12 protein-coding genes and 1 tRNA gene are annotated in these 17,415 nt (G+C 62.6%); all 13 read left to right on the top strand.

What is annotated here, in order from left to right; all coding sequences use genetic code 11:
* Positions 1-21: 21 nt before the first annotated feature.
* The 13 genes from tuf (at position 22) to fusA (ending at position 17,337) form a co-directional block, all read left to right on the top strand.
* Complete coding sequence (tuf, locus tag GPT33_RS10135) at positions 22-1,212, top strand: elongation factor Tu (RefSeq protein ID WP_296808258.1); 1,191 nt, start codon at positions 22-24, stop codon at positions 1,210-1,212.
* A 75-nt stretch (positions 1,213-1,287) separates the two neighbouring features.
* Positions 1,288-1,363: transfer RNA gene (locus GPT33_RS10130), tRNA-Trp, on the top strand.
* A gap of 49 nt (positions 1,364-1,412) precedes the next feature.
* Complete coding sequence (secE, locus tag GPT33_RS10125; protein ID WP_296808255.1) at positions 1,413-1,790, top strand: preprotein translocase subunit SecE; 378 nt, start codon at positions 1,413-1,415, stop codon at positions 1,788-1,790.
* Between the two features lie 2 nt (positions 1,791-1,792).
* On the top strand, positions 1,793-2,326 hold the full coding sequence (nusG, locus tag GPT33_RS10120; RefSeq protein WP_296808252.1) for a transcription termination/antitermination protein NusG: 534 nt from the start codon (positions 1,793-1,795) through the stop codon (positions 2,324-2,326).
* A gap of 155 nt (positions 2,327-2,481) precedes the next feature.
* Positions 2,482-2,916: a 50S ribosomal protein L11 gene (gene rplK, locus GPT33_RS10115; protein ID WP_296808249.1), complete on the top strand. Its 435-nt coding sequence runs from the start codon at positions 2,482-2,484 to the stop codon at positions 2,914-2,916.
* A complete protein-coding gene (rplA, locus tag GPT33_RS10110; RefSeq protein ID WP_093027464.1) occupies positions 2,916-3,611 on the top strand; it encodes a 50S ribosomal protein L1 in 696 nt (231 codons plus the stop codon). The genes rplK and rplA overlap by 1 nt, the downstream gene beginning before the upstream one ends.
* Before the next feature lie 456 nt (positions 3,612-4,067).
* On the top strand, positions 4,068-4,595 hold the full coding sequence (gene rplJ, locus GPT33_RS10105; protein ID WP_296808261.1) for a 50S ribosomal protein L10: 528 nt from the start codon (positions 4,068-4,070) through the stop codon (positions 4,593-4,595).
* 51 nt (positions 4,596-4,646) lie between these two features.
* Complete coding sequence (gene rplL, locus GPT33_RS10100) at positions 4,647-5,024, top strand: 50S ribosomal protein L7/L12 (protein ID WP_093027468.1); 378 nt, start codon at positions 4,647-4,649, stop codon at positions 5,022-5,024.
* A gap of 241 nt (positions 5,025-5,265) precedes the next feature.
* The gene (rpoB, locus tag GPT33_RS10095; protein WP_296808244.1) at positions 5,266-9,438 is read left to right on the top strand and encodes a DNA-directed RNA polymerase subunit beta; all 4,173 of its coding nucleotides are present in this window, start codon (positions 5,266-5,268) and stop codon (positions 9,436-9,438) included.
* Positions 9,439-9,725: 287 nt separating this feature from the next.
* Positions 9,726-13,943, top strand: coding sequence for a DNA-directed RNA polymerase subunit beta' (gene rpoC, locus GPT33_RS10090; RefSeq protein ID WP_296808240.1), 4,218 nt, complete (start codon positions 9,726-9,728; stop codon positions 13,941-13,943).
* 356 nt (positions 13,944-14,299) lie between these two features.
* On the top strand, positions 14,300-14,674 hold the full coding sequence (gene rpsL, locus GPT33_RS10085) for a 30S ribosomal protein S12 (RefSeq protein ID WP_007195682.1): 375 nt from the start codon (positions 14,300-14,302) through the stop codon (positions 14,672-14,674).
* A gap of 54 nt (positions 14,675-14,728) precedes the next feature.
* Positions 14,729-15,199 carry a 30S ribosomal protein S7 gene (gene rpsG, locus GPT33_RS10080; RefSeq protein ID WP_007195683.1) on the top strand — a complete coding sequence of 157 codons (471 nt, stop codon included), beginning with the start codon at positions 14,729-14,731 and terminating at the stop codon, positions 15,197-15,199.
* Between the two features lie 41 nt (positions 15,200-15,240).
* Positions 15,241-17,337, top strand: coding sequence for an elongation factor G (gene fusA, locus GPT33_RS10075; RefSeq protein ID WP_296808237.1), 2,097 nt, complete (start codon positions 15,241-15,243; stop codon positions 17,335-17,337).
* The last annotated feature ends 78 nt before the right edge of the window (positions 17,338-17,415 follow it).

Raw genomic sequence — 17,415 nt, 5'->3', positions numbered from 1 at the left:
GAGCGACAGGGGTAGAGTGGGATGTCCAAAGCAAAATTCGAGCGCAGCAAGCCACACGTGAACGTCGGCACGATCGGCCACGTCGACCACGGCAAGACGACCTTGACGGCGGCGATCACGACGCACCAGGCGAAGCAATTCGGCGGTGAGGCGCGCGCCTACGACCAGATCGACAATGCCCCGGAGGAGCGCGAGCGCGGGATCACGATCGCCACGGCGCACGTGGAGTACGAGACCAAGAACCGTCACTACGCGCATGTGGACTGCCCCGGCCACGCCGACTACGTGAAGAACATGATCACGGGTGCGGCGCAGATGGACGGCGCGATTCTGGTGGTGAGTGCGGCGGACGGTCCGATGCCGCAGACGCGCGAGCACATCCTGCTGTCGCGTCAGGTCGGCGTGCCCTACATCGTGGTGTACCTGAACAAGGCCGACATGGTCGACGATGCCGAGCTGTTGGAGTTGGTGGAGATGGAAGTGCGCGAGCTGCTCTCGAGCTACGACTTCCCCGGCGACGACACCCCGATCGTGACCGGCTCGGCGAAGCTGGCGCTGGAAGGCGACACCTCCGAGATCGGCACCCAGTCGATCGACCGGTTGATGGAGGCGCTCGACAGCTACATCCCGCAGCCCGAGCGTGCGGTGGACGGTGCCTTCCTGATGCCGATCGAAGACGTCTTCTCGATCTCGGGTCGCGGCACCGTGGTGACCGGGCGCATCGAGCGCGGCGTGGTGAAGGTGGGCGAAGAGGTCGAGATCGTCGGCATCAAGGACACCGTGAAGACCACCTGCACGGGTGTGGAGATGTTCCGCAAGCTGCTCGACCAAGGGCAGGCGGGAGACAACGTCGGCGTGCTGCTGCGCGGCACCAAGCGTGAGGACGTGGAGCGTGGCCAGGTGCTGGCCAAGCCCAAGTCGATCAACCCGCACACGCACTTCGAGGCCGAGGTGTACGTGTTGAGCAAGGAAGAGGGCGGGCGTCACACCCCGTTCTTCAACGGCTATCGTCCGCAGTTCTACTTCCGCACCACCGACGTGACCGGCGCCTGCGAGCTGCCCGAAGGCGTCGAGATGGTGATGCCCGGGGATAACGTGAAGATGACGATCAAGCTGATTGCGCCGATCGCCATGGAAGAAGGGTTGCGCTTTGCAGTGCGCGAAGGCGGCCGTACCGTCGGTGCCGGCGTCGTCGCGAAGATCATCGAGTGATACGGGTCGTCGCGGTTTGCAGGGCAGTGCTGATGGGCCTGCCCGGCAGAATCCGCGATCGGTCCTGATAGTTTTAGGCCAGTAGCTCAATTGGCAGAGCAGCGGTCTCCAAAACCGCAGGTTGGGGGTTCGAGTCCCTCCTGGCCTGCCATACAACCCATCGCTCCGTTTAATTTATCGCTCAGGCGACACCCGATCTCATGAATTCACGTGCAGAGGCCCGAGGGGCCGGCTTGGATACCGCCAAGCTGGCAATCGCTGCGTTGTTGCTGGTCAGCGGCATCTTCGCCTTCTATTTTTTCGAGGGCTTTTCGGTTCTGCTTCGCGTGATCGGACTGTTGCTGATCAGCGGCGGTGCGGCAGCGGTCGCATTGCAGACCGCGCGCGGTCGGGCCTTGTGGCAGTTCGCCTCCGATGCGCGCATGGAGGTTCGGAAGGTCGTCTGGCCGTCACGCCAGGAGACCCTGCAGACGACGCTGATCGTCATTGTGATGGTGCTGATCGTGGGCATCATCCTCTGGCTGTTCGACATGATGCTGATGGCGATTCTCAGGTTCCTGACCGGCCAGGGGGGCTGAGCATGTCCAAGCGGTGGTATGTCATCCATGCCTACTCGGGCTTCGAGGGGCAGGTCAAGCGTTCGCTCGAGGATCGTGTCAAGCGTGCCGGACTGGAGGACCTGTTCGGCTTGATCCTCGTGCCGACCGAAGAAGTGGTCGAGATGCGTGCGGGTCAGCAACGCAAGAGCGAGCGCAAGTTCTTCCCGGGCTATGTTCTCGTGCAGATGGAGATGACCGACGAAACCTGGCATCTCGTCAAGAGTGTTCCCAAGGTCATGGGTTTCATCGGCGGTACCGGGGATCGTCCGGCTCCGATTCCGGACGCTCAGGCCGACGCGATTCTCGTACGGCTGCAGGAAGGTGGTGAGAAGCCGCGGCCGAAGGTGCTCTACGAGCCGGGCGAGGTTGTTCGCGTGGTCGACGGCCCCTTCACCGACTTCAACGGTGTCGTCGAGGATGTCGATTACGACAAGAGCCGCGTAAAGGTTTCCGTCCTGATCTTCGGACGCTCGACGCCTGTGGATCTCGAGTTCGCCCAGGTCGAGAAGGCCTGATACGCGGTTTACGGATTGTCGCGGGTGTCTTGACGCCAAGCCCCGTTCACTGCCGTCGCCGTTCGTGCGGCGTCGATACCGAGTCCCCATGAGGGACCTATGCCGGGGGAGCCGAGACTCGATCTGCGGCGTCAGCACCCCACTGGAGAAAAACCATGGCGAAAAAGATCAACGCCTATATCAAGCTGCAGGTCAAGGCCGGCGAGGCGACCCCGAGTCCGCCTGTCGGTCCTGCGCTTGGTCAGCACGGCGTGAACATCATGGAGTTCTGCAAAACGTTCAATGCGCGTACGCAAGAGCTCGAGAAGGGGATGCCGATCCCGGTCGTGATCACGGTCTATTCGGATCGTAGCTTCACCTTCATTACCAAGACCCCGCCGGCCTCCATTCTCCTGAAAAAGGTGATGGGGCTCCAGAAGGGCAGTCCGAATCCGAACACCAATAAGATCGGTGTGGTGACGCGCGAGCAGCTCGAGCAGGTCGCCACCGCGAAGATGCCGGACCTGACCGCTGCGGATATGGATGCGGCCGTTCGCACCATTGCGGGTAGTGCCCGTGCGATGGGGCTTGATGTCGAGGGGGTGAACTGATGGCTCGTCTATCCAAGCGCATGCGTGCGATTCAAGAGCGCGTGGAGCGCGGCAGGCTCTATCCGGCAGAAGAGGCTTTCTCGCTCCTCAAAGAGCTGTCGCAGATCAAGTTTTCGGAAAGCGTCGATGTCGCCGTGAATCTCGGTGTGGATCCGCGCAAATCCGATCAGGTCGTGCGCGGCTCGACCGTTCTGCCGCACGGCATCGGCAAGACCGTCCGAGTGGCGGTGTTCGCCCAGGGCGCGTCCGCGGATGCCGCGACCGAGGCCGGCGCGGATCGTGTGGGTTTCGATGATCTCGCAGAGGACATCAAGGCCGGCAAGCTCGACTTCGACGTCGTGATTGCCTCCCCGGATGCGATGCGTCTGGTCGGACAGCTCGGCAAGATCCTCGGCCCCCGCGGGCTGATGCCGAACCCCAAGGTCGGCACCGTGACGCCCGATGTGGCCGAGGCGGTTCGCAATGCCAAGGCGGGACAGGTCCGATACCGTACCGACAAGGCCGGCATCATCCATTGTCCGCTCGGCAAGGCCGATTTCGAGCCGGTGAAGCTGCGGGAGAATCTCGAAGCCCTGCTGGCGAACCTGATGAGATCCAAGCCGAGCAGCTCCAAGGGTGTTTACATGCGCAAGGTTACGGTCTCGACGACCATGGGTCCGGGCCTGACCGTGGATCACGCGGGGCTCAGTTTCTAAACCGCGCCCGGCGCGGCCTGCGATGTTCGTAAGCTTGGATCGGCCTTGGAGCGATCAACAACTGTTGGAGTCGGCGCGGTTTAGATTATTGAAAAATATAATTTAAAATCGTATCTCCATTAATGCCGACAGGATCTCCGCGATCACGCACGAGCTGAAGATTACGCAGTTCCCGCTGGACGCGATTTGGTTTGATTTCGCGGGGCTTGTACCCTCGATTTCAGGTCTTCTTTGGGGCCTCGGCCGATGCCGGGGACCGTCAAAGACCGCAGGTGTCTCTCGCCCGACAGGGATTCGGTGTGTTGGACTTAATGGCTTGCCTGCCTGCGCAGACGGTGCTCCCGAATCAGTCGTTATGCTGGTGAAGGTTGCACATGATCGCCCTAGGGTGCGCGCTGGATGCGCGCCCTCGACGGCTCCGGCTGCGGCCGGGTTTACCGACAAGAGGTGACGAACATGGCGCTCAGTTTTGCGCAAAAAGAAATCATCGTCGCCGAGGTCGCGGAAGTCGCCAAAGGTGCCCATTCGGTCGTCGGGGCCGAGTATCGGGGCTTGACCGTGGAACAGATGACACGGCTTCGCGTGGAAGCGCGCAAGGCCGGTGTTTATGTCCGCGTGGTCAAGAACACCTTGGCACGACGTGCGTTGCAGGACACGGATTTCGCGTGCATGAGCGAGGGGCTTAAAGGCCCGTTGGTTCTCGCCTTCTCGCAGGAAGATCCCGGTTCGGCAGCGCGCGTCATGGAAGCCTTTGCAAAGGACCACAACAAGGTCGAGGTGCGTCTTGTCGCCCTCGGAGGCAAGCTGCTTGATCCCTCGGAGCTCGGCAATCTCGCCAAGATGCCGACCCGCGATCAGGCGATCAGCTTGCTCATGGCCGTGATGAAGGCGCCCGTGCAAAAGCTTGCAGCGACGATCAACGAGGTGCCGGGCAAGTTGGTCCGCACCATCGCCGCGATTCGCGATGCGAAAGAGGCCGCTTAGGCGGCTCCGTTCACCAGCAATTCCATTTTAGAGACATCTCAGGAGCTCACCATGGCCGTCTCGAAAGACGAGATCCTTGAAGCAATCGGCAACATGACCGTGTTGGAGGTCGTCGACCTCATCAGCGCGATGGAAGAGAAGTTCGGCGTGACCGCGGCTGCCGCCGTGGCCGCCCCGGCCGCCGGTGCCGGTGTTGAAGCCGCACCGGTCGAGGAGCAGACCGAGTTCGACGTCATCCTGGCGTCGTTCGGTGCAAACAAGGTTGCGGTCATCAAGGCCGTGCGTTCCCTGACCGGCCTCGGCCTGAAGGAAGCGAAGGACGCCGTCGAAGGCGCGCCGACGACCTTGAAGGAAGCCGTTTCCAAGGGCGAGGCCGAAGAGGCCAAGAAGCTCCTCGAAGAGGCTGGTGCCACGGTCGAAGTGAAGTAACGGCGCATTGCGTCGAACTTGCCTTCGGTGGGACCTTCGGGCTGGCGGCGAGTAGCCGCCGGCCTTTCGCCGTTGGGTTTTGACGACCCGTGTCGACGATGCCGGCTTGCCGGCCGCCCCATTGACGGGGCGGCGTCGTCGATAAGGACCTGACCGCAGAGGTCCGACCCCGACGTCCGCGATCCGCCGCGGCGTCGACCCCCGTCCTGGACACAAGCACGTATTTCGAGGGAAAGGCATCATGGCCTATTCGTTCACCGAAAAAAAGCGCATTCGTAAAGACTTCGGCAAGCGTCCGAGCATCCTGGACGTGCCTTTTCTGTTGGCGACGCAGATCGATTCCTATCGTGAGTTCCTTCAGGCCGACCGGCCGATCGGGGACCGCCGCGATGTCGGCCTGCATGCGGCCTTCAAGACCGTCTTTCCGATCGAGAGCTACTCGGGCAACGCCGTTCTCGAATACGTGAAATATCGGCTCGGCGAGCCGGTGTTCGACGAGCGCGAGTGTCACCTGCGCGGTGCGACCTTCGCGGCGCCCCTGCGTGTGCTGCTGCGCCTGGTGATCTACGATCGCGACGCGCCTGCTGGCTCGAAGGTCATCAAGGACGTGCGCGAGCAAGAGGTCTATATGGGCGAATTACCGCTCATGACCGGTACCGGCACCTTCATCATCAACGGGACCGAGCGTGTCATTGTCTCGCAGCTGCATCGCTCGCCCGGTGTGTTCTTCGATCACGACAAGGGCAAGACGCACTCCTCGGGCAAACTGCTCTTTTCTGCGCGGGTCATCCCTTATCGCGGATCCTGGCTCGATTTCGAGTTCGATCCCAAAGACAACGTTTTCGTGCGCATCGACCGTCGCCGCAAGCTGCCGGCCACCATCCTGCTGCGCGCGCTGGGCTACGGTGTAGAGGATATCCTCGAGCGCTTCTTCGAGACCGATACCTTCCGGATTCGCGATCGCTCGGTCACGCTCGACCTGGTCCCCGAACGCTTGCGCGGCGAGACCGTCGGTTTCGACGTCATGCTCGGCGACGAGCTGCTCGTGGAGTCCGGGCGCCGCGTCACGGCGAGGCATATCCGCGAGCTTCAGAAGGCCGGCGTCGAACGCCTCGATGTCCCTTCCGACTTCCTGATCGGCCGTGTCTTGGCGCACCCGCAGATCGACACCGAGACCGGCGAGGTGATCGCCGAGGCGAATGCCGAGATCACCCCCGAGCTGCTCGAAACCATCTTCGAGAAAGGGATCGAGACGCTCGAGACGCTCTTCGTCAACGACCTGGATCACGGACCCTATATCTCCGAGACCCTGCGGATCGATCCCACCACCAGCGACCTCGAGGCGCAGGTCGAGATCTACCGCATGATGCGTCCGGGCGAGCCGCCGACCAAAGAGGCCGCTCAAAACCTGTTCCACAACCTCTTCTTCACGCCGGATCGGTACGATCTCTCGGCCGTGGGTCGGATGAAGTTCAATCGGCGTCTCGGACGCACCTCGGAGGAAGGGCCGGGCGTCATCTACGACGGGCGCTATTTCAGCAATCGCAACGACGAGCTCTCCAAGCGTCTCTACCAGGAGCAGGGCGAGACCTCCGATATCATCGAGGCGCTCAAGGTCCTGGTGGAGCTGCGTAACGGCCGCGGCAGCGTCGACGACATCGACCACCTCGGCAATCGCCGCATCCGTTGCGTCGGCGAGATGGCGGAGAACCAGTTCCGCGTGGGTCTGGTGCGGGTGGAGCGTGCGGTCAAGGAGCGTCTGTCGCTCGCCGAGTCCGAGGGGCTCATGCCGCAGGAGCTGATCAACGCCAAGCCGGTCTCGGCGGCGATCAAGGAGTTCTTCGGCTCGAGCCAGCTCTCGCAGTTCATGGACCAGAACAACCCGCTCTCCGAGGTCACCCACAAGCGACGTGTCTCGGCGCTCGGCCCTGGCGGTCTGGCGCGCGAGCGTGCCGGGTTCGAGGTGCGCGACGTGCATCCGACGCATTACGGTCGCGTCTGCCCGATCGAGACGCCTGAAGGCCCGAATATCGGCCTGATCAACTCCTTGGCTGTCTACGCACGGACCAATTCGTACGGCTTCCTGGAAACCCCCTATCGCAAGGTGGAAGGCGGCCGGGTGACCATGGACATTCAGTATCTCTCGGCGATCGAGGAAGGCAACTTCGTGATCGCGCAGGCCAACGCCACGCTCGACGACGAAGGTCACCTGACCGACGCGCTGGTGTCCTGCCGTCATGCCAACGAGTTCACGATGCGCGCGCCCGAGGAGGTCCAGTTCATGGACGTCTCGCCGCGTCAGATCGTCTCGGTGGCGGCGTCCCTGATCCCCTTCCTCGAGCACGACGACGCCAACCGCGCACTCATGGGCTCGAACATGCAACGTCAGGCGGTCCCGACCCTGCGGGCCGAGAAGCCGCTGATCGGAACCGGGATGGAGCGCGTGGTTGCCAAGGACTCGGGCGTCTGCGTGGTGGCGCGTCGCGGCGGTGTCATCGAGTCGGTGGATGCCGCGCGTATCGTGGTGCGGGTCAATGACGAGGAAGCCGTTCCCGGTGTGCCCGGCGTGGACATCTACAACCTCACCAAGTACACGCGGTCCAACCAGAACACCTGCATCAATCAGCGCCCGCTGGTCAAGCCGGGCGATGTCGTTGCAGTGGACGACGTGCTTGCCGACGGGCCGTCCACGGACATGGGCGAGCTGGCTCTGGGGCAGAACCTTCGGGTCGCCTTCATGCCTTGGAACGGCTACAACTTCGAGGACTCGATCCTGCTCTCCGAGCGTCTGGTGCAGGAAGACCGCTTCACCAGCATCCACATCGAGGAGCTCGCCTGTTTGGCGCGCGATACCAAGTTGGGGCCGGAGGAAATCACGAGCGACATTCCCAACGTCGGCGAGTCGGCCCTGGCCAAGCTCGACGAGTCGGGCATCGTCTATGTCGGTGCGGAGGTGCGCGACGGCGACATCCTCGTCGGCAAGGTCACGCCCAAGGGCGAGACCCAGTTGACGCCCGAGGAGAAGCTGCTGCGCGCCATCTTCGGCGAGAAGGCGTCCGACGTGAAGGACACCTCGCTGCGCCTGCCCTCCGGGATGAGCGGGACGGTGGTCGATGTGCAGGTCTTCACCCGTGACGGTGTGGACAAGGACAAGCGCGCGCTTCAGATCGAAGAGATGGAGCTCGATCGCGTGCGCAAGGACTTTGCAGACCAGCAGCGCATCATGGAGAACGACACCTTCCAGCGCGTGGAGCGCCTGCTGGTGGGCAAGGTCGCCGACGGCGGGCCGCGCAATCTGGCCCCGGGGGCGAAGATCACCAAGGCTTATCTGCAGGAGCTCGCCTCCAACGGCTCGCGCGATCAGTGGCTCGAGATCCGGATGCGTGCCGAAGACGTCGCGACCCAGCTCGAGGCCGTTGCGGCACAGATCAAGCAGCAGCGCGAGGAATTCCGTGATCGCTACGAGGTCAAGAAACGCAAGATCTCGAGCGGCGACGATCTGGCCCCGGGCGTGCTCAAGATGGTGAAGGTGTACGTGGCCGTCAAACGCCGCGTCCAACCCGGCGACAAGATGGCCGGGCGCCACGGCAACAAGGGTGTTATCTCCAAGGTGGTGCCGATCGAGGACATGCCCTTCTCGGCGGACGGCGAGCCCGTGGATATCGTCCTGAATCCGCTCGGCGTGCCCTCGCGCATGAACGTCGGGCAGGTGCTCGAGACCCATCTGGGTTGGGCGGCCAACGGGCTCGGCGTGAAGATCGAGAAGATGCTTCGTGCGCACACGGCGGTCGTGGAGCTGCGCGCCTTCCTCGAGAAGGTCTACAACACCAGCGGCAAGCGCGAGGATCTGGAGAGCTTTACCGACGAGGAGATCCTGGACCTCGCGCGTCATCTGACGCGGGGCGTGCCGCTGGCGACGCCGGTGTTCGACGGTGCGACCGAGGAGGAGATCCGGGCGATGCTCAAGCTCGCCGATCGCGACAATTCGGATATCGGCATCCCGAGCGGTCAAACCCAGCTCTACGACGGCCGCACCGGCGATCCGTTCGAGCGCCCCGTGACAGTCGGCTACATGTACATCATCAAGCTGAACCACTTGGTCGACGACAAGATGCATGCGCGCTCCACCGGACCCTACAGTCTGGTCACCCAACAGCCGCTGGGGGGTAAGGCGCAGTTCGGCGGGCAGCGTTTCGGCGAAATGGAAGTCTGGGCGCTGGAGGCCTACGGCGCCGCCTATACCTTGCAGGAGATGCTCACGGTGAAGTCCGACGACGTGAACGGCCGCACCAAGATGTATAAGAACATCGTGGACGGCGATCATCGGATGGAGGCCGGAATGCCCGAGTCCTTCAACGTTCTGGTGAAGGAGATTCGATCGCTGGCCATCAACGTCGAGCTCCAGCAGGACTGAACGGCGTCCGGAGGGGTTTGCGAGGATTGAGCCCCGGCGCGGCCGAATCGCGATCAACGCGCGTCGGCGCGACGCGGTTCAGGAGCGTCGTTTTATTGTTCTGAACCGCGTGGACGGCGTCGTTTGTGGAAACTCTCGAGGCCGAGCCACGACGACGATTTCGCATGTCGTAGCGGACGCGGTTCAGTTTTTGGCCCTTGGCCTTGAGTGCCGGGTTCCGTTCTTGAACGGACCCTCGGCGGTCGGCCGATTGCTGATCATCGTCATTGTAGGCAGGAGATAAGATCTTGAAAGATCTACTTAAAATCATCAAGCAGCAGGGTCAGGCACTGGAATTCGACGCGATCAAGATCGGACTCGCCTCTCCCGAGATGATCCGTTCCTGGTCCTACGGCGAGGTCAAGAAGCCGGAAACGATCAACTACCGCACCTTCAAGCCGGAGCGCGACGGGCTGTTTTGCGCCAAGATTTTCGGTCCGATCACGGACTACGAGTGCATCTGCGGCAAATACAAGCGCCTGAAGCATCGTGGTGTCGTCTGCGAGAAGTGCGGTGTGGAGGTCACGCTGGCCAAGGTTCGGCGCGAGCGCATGGGTCATATCGATCTGGCGAGCCCGGTGGCGCACATCTGGTTCTTGAAGTCCCTGCCGTCGCGTATCGGTCTGCTGCTCGATATGACCTTGCGCGACATCGAGCGCATCCTCTATTTCGAGTCCTTCGTGGTGGTGGACCCGGGCCTCGTGGTCGATCTGGAGCGCGGCCAGCTGCTCAACGACGAGCAGTATCTCGAAGCCCTGGAGGCGAACGGCGACGAGTTCGACGCGCGTATGGGTGCGGAGGCCGTCTACGAGCTGCTGCGCACCATCAAGATGGAGGACGAGGTCCGGCGCATGCGCGAGGAGATCGAGACCACCAACTCCGAGACCAAGATCAAGAAGCTCTCCAAGCGCTTGAAGCTCATGGAGTCGCTGATGGCCTCGGGGAATCGCCCGGAGTGGATGATCCTCACCGTCCTGCCGGTCCTGCCCCCGGAGCTGCGCCCCTTGGTGCCCCTGGACGGCGGTCGGTTCGCAACCTCGGATCTGAACGACCTCTATCGTCGGGTCATCAACCGCAACAACCGGCTGAAGCGTCTGCTCGATCTGGTCGCGCCCGACATCATCGTGCGCAACGAAAAGCGCATGCTGCAGGAGTCGGTCGACGCCTTGCTCGACAACGGCCGGCGCGGTCGTGCGATTACGGGCACCAACAAGCGTCCGCTGAAATCGCTTGCCGACATGATCAAGGGCAAGCAGGGCCGGTTCCGCCAGAACCTGCTCGGCAAGCGTGTCGACTACTCGGGCCGCTCGGTTATCGTGGTCGGTCCGACCCTGATGCTGCATCAGTGCGGTTTGCCCAAGCGCATGGCGCTCGAGCTCTTCAAGCCTTTCATCTTCAGCAAGCTGCAGTTGCGCGGCCTGGCGGCGACCATCAAGGCCGCCAAGAAGATGGTCGAGCGCGGTACGCCGGAGGTGTGGGACATCCTCGACGAGGTCATCCGCGAGCATCCGGTGATGCTCAACCGCGCACCGACGCTGCATCGACTCGGCATCCAGGCCTTCGAGCCGGTGCTGATCGAGGGTAAGGCGATCCAGCTCCACCCGTTGGTCTGTACCGCCTTCAACGCGGACTTCGACGGCGACCAGATGGCGGTGCACGTGCCGCTATCCTTGGAGGCGCAGCTCGAGGCCCGCGCGCTCATGATGGCCTCCAACAACATCCTCTCCCCGGCGAACGGCGAGCCCATCATCGTGCCCTCGCAGGACGTGGTGCTCGGGCTCTATTACATGACCCGCGAGCGGGTCAATGCGAAGGGCGAGGGCAGCGTCTTCTCCGACATCGACGAGGCGCGCCGTGCCTACGAGACCGGGCATGCGGATCTGCATGCGCGCTGCAAGGTGCGCATCCGCGAGGTGATCAAGCACAAAGACGGCTCGATGCACGAGAACACGGCGATCCGGGAGACGACCCTGGGTCGCGCCCTGGTGTTTGCCATTGTTCCCGACGGACTGCCGTTCGATCTGGTGGACCGTGCGCTCGGCAAGAAGCAGATCTCGCGCTTGATCAATATCTGCTACCGCCAGCTCGGTCTGAAGGAGACCGTGGTGTTCGCCGACCAGGTCATGTACATGGGTTTCCGTATGGCGACGCGCTCCGGCGTCTCGATCGGTCTCGAAGACATGGCCGTCCCGGAAGAGAAGGCGGGGATCCTCGCGGCTGCCGAGAAGGAGGTCAAGGAGATCCAGGACCAGTACGCGTCCGGTCTCGTGACCAACGGCGAGCGCTACAACAAGGTTGTCGACATCTGGTCGCATACCAACGATCGCGTCGCCAAGTCGATGATGAGCAAGCTCGGCAAGGACAGCGTCATCGATCGTCACGGCAACGAGGTGACGCAGGACTCCTTCAATTCCATCTATATGATGGCCGACTCCGGCGCCCGTGGCTCGGCGGCACAGATCCGGCAGCTCGCCGGTATGCGCGGTCTCATGGCCAAGCCGGACGGTTCCATCATCGAGACGCCGATCACCGCGAACTTCCGCGAGGGTCTGAACGTTATCCAGTACTTCATCTCCACGCATGGTGCCCGTAAGGGCCTGGCCGACACGGCGTTGAAGACCGCCAACTCGGGTTACCTGACTCGACGCCTGGTCGACGTGGCGCAGGACATGGTGGTGCTCGAGGAAGACTGCGGCACCGAGGGCGGGTTGATCATGACGCCCATCATCGAGGGCGGTGATGTGGTCGAGCCCTTGCGCGAGCGCATCCTCGGACGCGTGGCTGCCGTGGATGTCTATCGTCCAGGCTCCGAGGAGCTGGTCTGCGAAGCGGGTACCTTGCTCGACGAGTCCTGGGTCGAGCGCTTCGAGGCCATCGGTATCGATCAGGTCCGCGTGCGTTCGCCGATCACCTGCGAGTCGCGGCTCGGTGTCTGCGCCCAGTGCTACGGGCGCGACCTCGCGCGCGGACATCGCGTGAACCTCGGCGAGGCGGTGGGCGTGATCGCCGCTCAGTCGATCGGCGAGCCCGGTACTCAGCTCACCATGCGCACCTTCCACATCGGCGGTGCGGCATCGCGGGCGGCTGCGGTCAACAGTATCGATATCAAGAATGCCGGCTCGGTGCGTCTGCACAACATCAAGGTGGTCGAGCACCACTCGGGCAAGAACCTGGTCGCGGTCTCTCGCTCCGGTGAGCTGACCGTCGTCGACGATCGCGGGCTCGAGAAGGAGCGCTACAAGGTGCCCTACGGGGCCAGCCTGCGCGCTGCCGACGGCGACCCCGTGAAGCCGGGTGACGTCGTGGCCAACTGGGATCCGCATACCCATCCGGTCGTCACCGAGGTGGCCGGCAAGCTCGCCTTCGAGGACTTCATCGAGGGCGTGACCGTGCAGGGGCAGGTCGACGACGTCACGGGCCTGACCTCGCGCGTGGTTATCGATCCCAAGCAGCGGCCGTCTTCGGGCAAGGATCTTCGCCCGATGGTCAAGCTGCTTGACGAGGACGGCAACGAGCTAAAGATCGCCGGCACCGACCTCCCGGCGCGTTACTTCCTTCCCGCGGGCGCGATCGTCGGCGTCGAGGACGGAGCCAACGTGGGTGTGGGCGACATCCTGGCGCGTATCCCGCAGGAGTCGAGTAAGACGCGCGACATTACCGGCGGTCTGCCCCGTGTCGCGGATCTGTTCGAGGCCCGCAAGCCGAAAGAGGCGGCCTTGCTCGCGGAGGCCAGCGGTACGATCGGTTTCGGCAAGGACACCAAGGGCAAGCAGCGCCTCGTCATCACCATGGACGATGGCGAGACGGTCGAGGAGCTGATCCCGAAGTGGCGCAACGTCAACGTGTTCGAAGGTGAGCGCGTCGAGCGTGGCGAGGTCATCGCCGACGGCGAGCTGGCCTCCCATGACATCCTGCGTCTGAAAGGTGTCACCGCGTTGGCCGAGTACCTCGTCAAGGAGATCCAAGACGTCTACCGGTTGCAGGGCGTGAAGATCAACGACAAGCACATCGAGGTGATCGTTCGCCAGATGCTGCGCAAGGTCGAGGTGACCTCCGCCGGCGATACCCGTCTGCTGCGCGGCGAGCAGGCCGAGCACGCGGTTCTGATGGACGAGAACAAGCGGGTCATGGCGGAAGGCAAGCAGCCCGCGCTCTATGAGCCTTTGCTGCTCGGCATCACCAAGGCGTCGCTCGCGACCGAGTCGTTCATCTCGGCCGCGTCGTTCCAGGAAACGACCCGCGTACTGACGGAGGCCGCGGTGCGCGGCTCCACCGATCGACTTGCCGGACTGAAGGAGAACGTCATCGTGGGCCGTTTGATCCCGGCGGGATCAGGGCTTGCGCATCACCAGGAGCGGCGCCGGCAGCGTCAGATGGAGCTTTCGGGCTCCGGAAGGGTCGAGATGGCGACCGAGGAGCTCGAAGAGGCATTGAAGAAGGCACTCAACACCTCCGAAGCGAGTTGATTTCGGGTTGCGCAGTCGCTCGGAGTGCTGCCTCGAGGCACCCGAGCCCTCCCCGAGCCCTCTGTGCCGCACGTTGTTCGTGTTGAACCCGCTTCTTGAGCCAAGAGTCGGGTTAGTCGGTTGACACCAACGGCCCGCCTCCCTATACTGCTCGGTCTCAGCTAGACGGCTCCGCGCCGTCTAGCCTCTTTTTTTCTAGGTCTGGTTCCTTGGTCTGGGCACCCCATCCGCCCGGTCCCCGAGTCGATCGATCGCATACGTGCGGCTGTGCCGTCTTATCCAGTCGGCTCGCGGTCGCGCAAGAGTGATTTTACGCTTGTGTTTTCGGCGCCGTTGCGCCTTTGGAGACTGATTGCATGGCAACGATCAACCAACTCGTGCGCAAGCCCCGCAAGCGTGTCGTGGCGAAAAGCACCGTACCTGCTCTCGAAGCGTGTCCTCAGCGACGCGGTGTCTGTACGCGGGTCTACACCACGACCCCGAAGAAGCCGAACTCCGCTCTGCGTAAGGTTGCTCGCGTTCGGTTGACCAACGGTTATGAAGTTGCTTCCTACATTGGTGGCGAAGGGCACAACCTCCAAGAGCACTCGGTGGTGCTGATTCGCGGCGGACGTGTCAAGGACCTTCCGGGTGTGCGCTATCACACCGTGCGCGGCACGCTGGACACCTCGGGTGTCGAGAAGCGGCGTCAGGGCCGTTCCAAATACGGCGCCAAGCGTCCCAAGAAGTAATCCGGTCGACCGGATCGGTCAGCCCAATTGAGTGATATCGGAGTCTAAACCAACATGCCGAGAAGACGCGTTGCCGCCCGTCGCCAGATCCTTCCCGATCCGAAGCACGGAAGCGAGCTCCTGACCAAGTTCATCAACATGATGATGGAAGACGGCAAGAAGTCCGTCGCCGAGCGGATTATCTACACCGCGCTCGATCAGGTCACCGAGAAGAAGGGCGGTCGTCCGGTCGAGCTGCTCGAGCAGGCGATGGACAACGTGCGTCCGGCGGTCGAGGTGAAATCTCGGCGAGTCGGCGGCGCAACCTATCAGGTTCCGGTAGAGGTGCGCTCGACGCGGCGTAACTCGCTGGCGATGCGCTGGATCATCGATGCAGCGCGTAAGCGCTCCGAGAAGTCCATGGCGTTGCGCTTGGCCGGTGAATTGATGGACGCCGCGGATTCTCGCGGCTCCGCCGTCAAGAAGAAAGAAGATACGCATCGGATGGCCGAAGCAAACAAGGCCTTCTCGCATTACCGCTGGTAACAGCTCAGACCGAAGTTCATTCAATCAGGGCGGATACAGTCGTGGCACGTAGCACCCCAATCGAGCGGTATCGCAATCTCGGCATCATGGCGCACATCGATGCCGGGAAGACAACGACCACCGAGCGCGTTCTTTTTTATACGGGTGTCTCGCACAAACTCGGCGAGGTGCACGACGGCGCCGCAACCATGGACTGGATGGAGCAGGAGCAGGAGCGCGGAATCACCATTACCTCCGCTGCGACGACCTGTTTCTGGAAGGGAATGAGTCGAGAGCGCCCCGAGCATCGGATCAACATCATCGATACGCCCGGACACGTCGATTTCACGATCGAGGTCGAGCGGTCGCTGCGTGTGCTCGACGGTGCCTGCGCGGTGTTCTGCGCCGTGGGCGGTGTCGAGCCGCAGTCGGAAACCGTCTGGCGCCAAGCCGACAAGTACGGCGTACCGCGCATCGCGTTCGTGAACAAGATGGACCGTATGGGCGCGAATTTCTTTCGCGTCGTGCAGCAGGTCAAGGACCGGCTCGGCGGTAATGCCGTCCCGATTCAGGTGCCGATCGGTGCCGAAGAGGACTTCAAGGGCGTTGTCGATCTGGTCCAGATGAAAGCCGTCTATTGGGACGAAGCCTCCCGCGGCATGGAATACGAGCTCCGCGACATCCCCGAGGATCTTCAGGATCTTTGCGAGGAATGGCGCGAACACATGGTCGAGGCGGCAGCCGAGGCCAACGAAGAGCTGATGGAGAAGTATCTCGAAGGACAAGCCTTAACCGAGGTCGAGATCATGGCCGGTCTGCGTGCCCGCACGCTGAAGAGTGAAGTTGTCCCCATGATGTGCGGCTCGGCCTTCAAGAACAAGGGCGTGCAGGCGATGCTCGATGCGGTCATCGACTACATGCCTTCGCCGGTCGACGTGCCGGCCATCAAGGGCATTCTCGACGACAAGGACGAGTCGGAAGGCGAGCGCCCGGCATCCGACGATGCGCCGTTCGCCGCGCTGGCGTTCAAGATCGCAACGGATCCCTTTGTCGGTACGCTGACCTTCTTCCGTGCCTATTCGGGTGTGCTCAAGTCCGGGGATACCATCTACAACCCGGTCAAGCATAAGAAGGAGCGCATCGGTCGTATCCTGCAGATGCACGCCAACGAGCGCCAGGAGATCAAGGAAGTCCACGCGGGCGATATCGCCGCGGCGGTCGGCCTGAAGGATGTCACCACAGGCGACACCCTGTGCGATCTCAATAAGGTCATCACGCTCGAGCGTATGGAGTTCCCCGAGCCGGTGATCTCGGTTGCGGTGGAGCCCAAGACGAAGAGCGACCAGGAAAAGATGGGCGTCGCACTCTCGAAGCTGGCCCAGGAGGATCCGTCCTTCCGCGTGCACACCGACGAGGAGTCCGGGCAGACCATTATCTCCGGGATGGGCGAGCTGCATCTGGAGATCATCGTCGATCGGATGCGCCGCGAGTTCAAGGTCGAGGCCAATGTCGGTGCGCCGCAGGTCAGCTACCGCGAGACGATCCGCAAGACCGTCGAGCAGGAGACCAAGTTCGCACGTCAGTCCGGTGGTCGCGGCCAGTACGGTCATGTTTACCTCCGGATCGAGCCGCAAGAGGCGGGTGTCGGGTACGAGTTCGTCAATGCGATCGTCGGCGGAACCGTTCCGAAGGAATACATCCCGGCGGTCGACAAAGGCATTCAGGAGGCGATGAAGAACGGCATTCTGGCCGGCTTCCCGATGGTGGACATTAAAGTCACGCTCTACGACGGCTCTTACCATGAAGTCGACTCGAGCGAAATGGCCTTCAAGATTGCCGGCTCGATGGGTATCAAGGAGGGGGCGGCCAAGGCCAAGCCTGTCCTGCTTGAGCCCATCATGAAGGTCGAGGTCGTGACGCCCGAAGAGAACATGGGCGATGTCATGGGCGATCTGAATAGTCGTCGCGGCATGATCCAGGGGATGGACGATGCGCCATCCGGAAAGATCATTCGTGCAGAGGTCCCCTTGTCCGAGATGTTCGGCTATGCGACGGACCTCCGGTCGGCCACCCAAGGGCGGGCGACCTACAGCATGGAGTTCTGTAAGTACAACGAAGTGCCCGCCAGCATTGCCGAAGCGGTCTCCAAGAAACAGTAACGAGCGACAGGGGTAGAGTGGGATGTCCAAAGCAAAATTCGAGCGCAGCAAGCCACACGTGAACGTCGGCACGATCGG

The sequence above is a fragment of the Thiocapsa sp. genome (assembly GCF_011390875.1).
Lineage (GTDB): Bacteria > Pseudomonadota > Gammaproteobacteria > Chromatiales > Chromatiaceae > Thiocapsa.
This window is presented reverse-complemented; position numbering and strand designations above follow the sequence as displayed.

Bases quoted from the DNA above. Each gene is read 5' to 3' on its own strand.
- rplA (WP_093027464.1), top strand. From the start codon at position 2,916: ATGGCTCGTCTATCCAAGCGCATGCGTGCGATTCAAGAGCGCGTGGAG.
- rplK (WP_296808249.1), top strand. From the start codon at position 2,482: ATGGCGAAAAAGATCAACGCCTATATCAAGCTGCAGGTCAAGGCCGGC.
- rplL (WP_093027468.1), top strand. From the start codon at position 4,647: ATGGCCGTCTCGAAAGACGAGATCCTTGAAGCAATCGGCAACATGACC.
- rpoB (WP_296808244.1), top strand. From the start codon at position 5,266: ATGGCCTATTCGTTCACCGAAAAAAAGCGCATTCGTAAAGACTTCGGC.
- tuf (WP_296808258.1), top strand. From the start codon at position 22: ATGTCCAAAGCAAAATTCGAGCGCAGCAAGCCACACGTGAACGTCGGC.
- secE (WP_296808255.1), top strand. From the start codon at position 1,413: ATGAATTCACGTGCAGAGGCCCGAGGGGCCGGCTTGGATACCGCCAAG.
- rpsG (WP_007195683.1), top strand. From the start codon at position 14,729: ATGCCGAGAAGACGCGTTGCCGCCCGTCGCCAGATCCTTCCCGATCCG.
- rpsL (WP_007195682.1), top strand. From the start codon at position 14,300: ATGGCAACGATCAACCAACTCGTGCGCAAGCCCCGCAAGCGTGTCGTG.
- rplJ (WP_296808261.1), top strand. From the start codon at position 4,068: ATGGCGCTCAGTTTTGCGCAAAAAGAAATCATCGTCGCCGAGGTCGCG.
- nusG (WP_296808252.1), top strand. From the start codon at position 1,793: ATGTCCAAGCGGTGGTATGTCATCCATGCCTACTCGGGCTTCGAGGGG.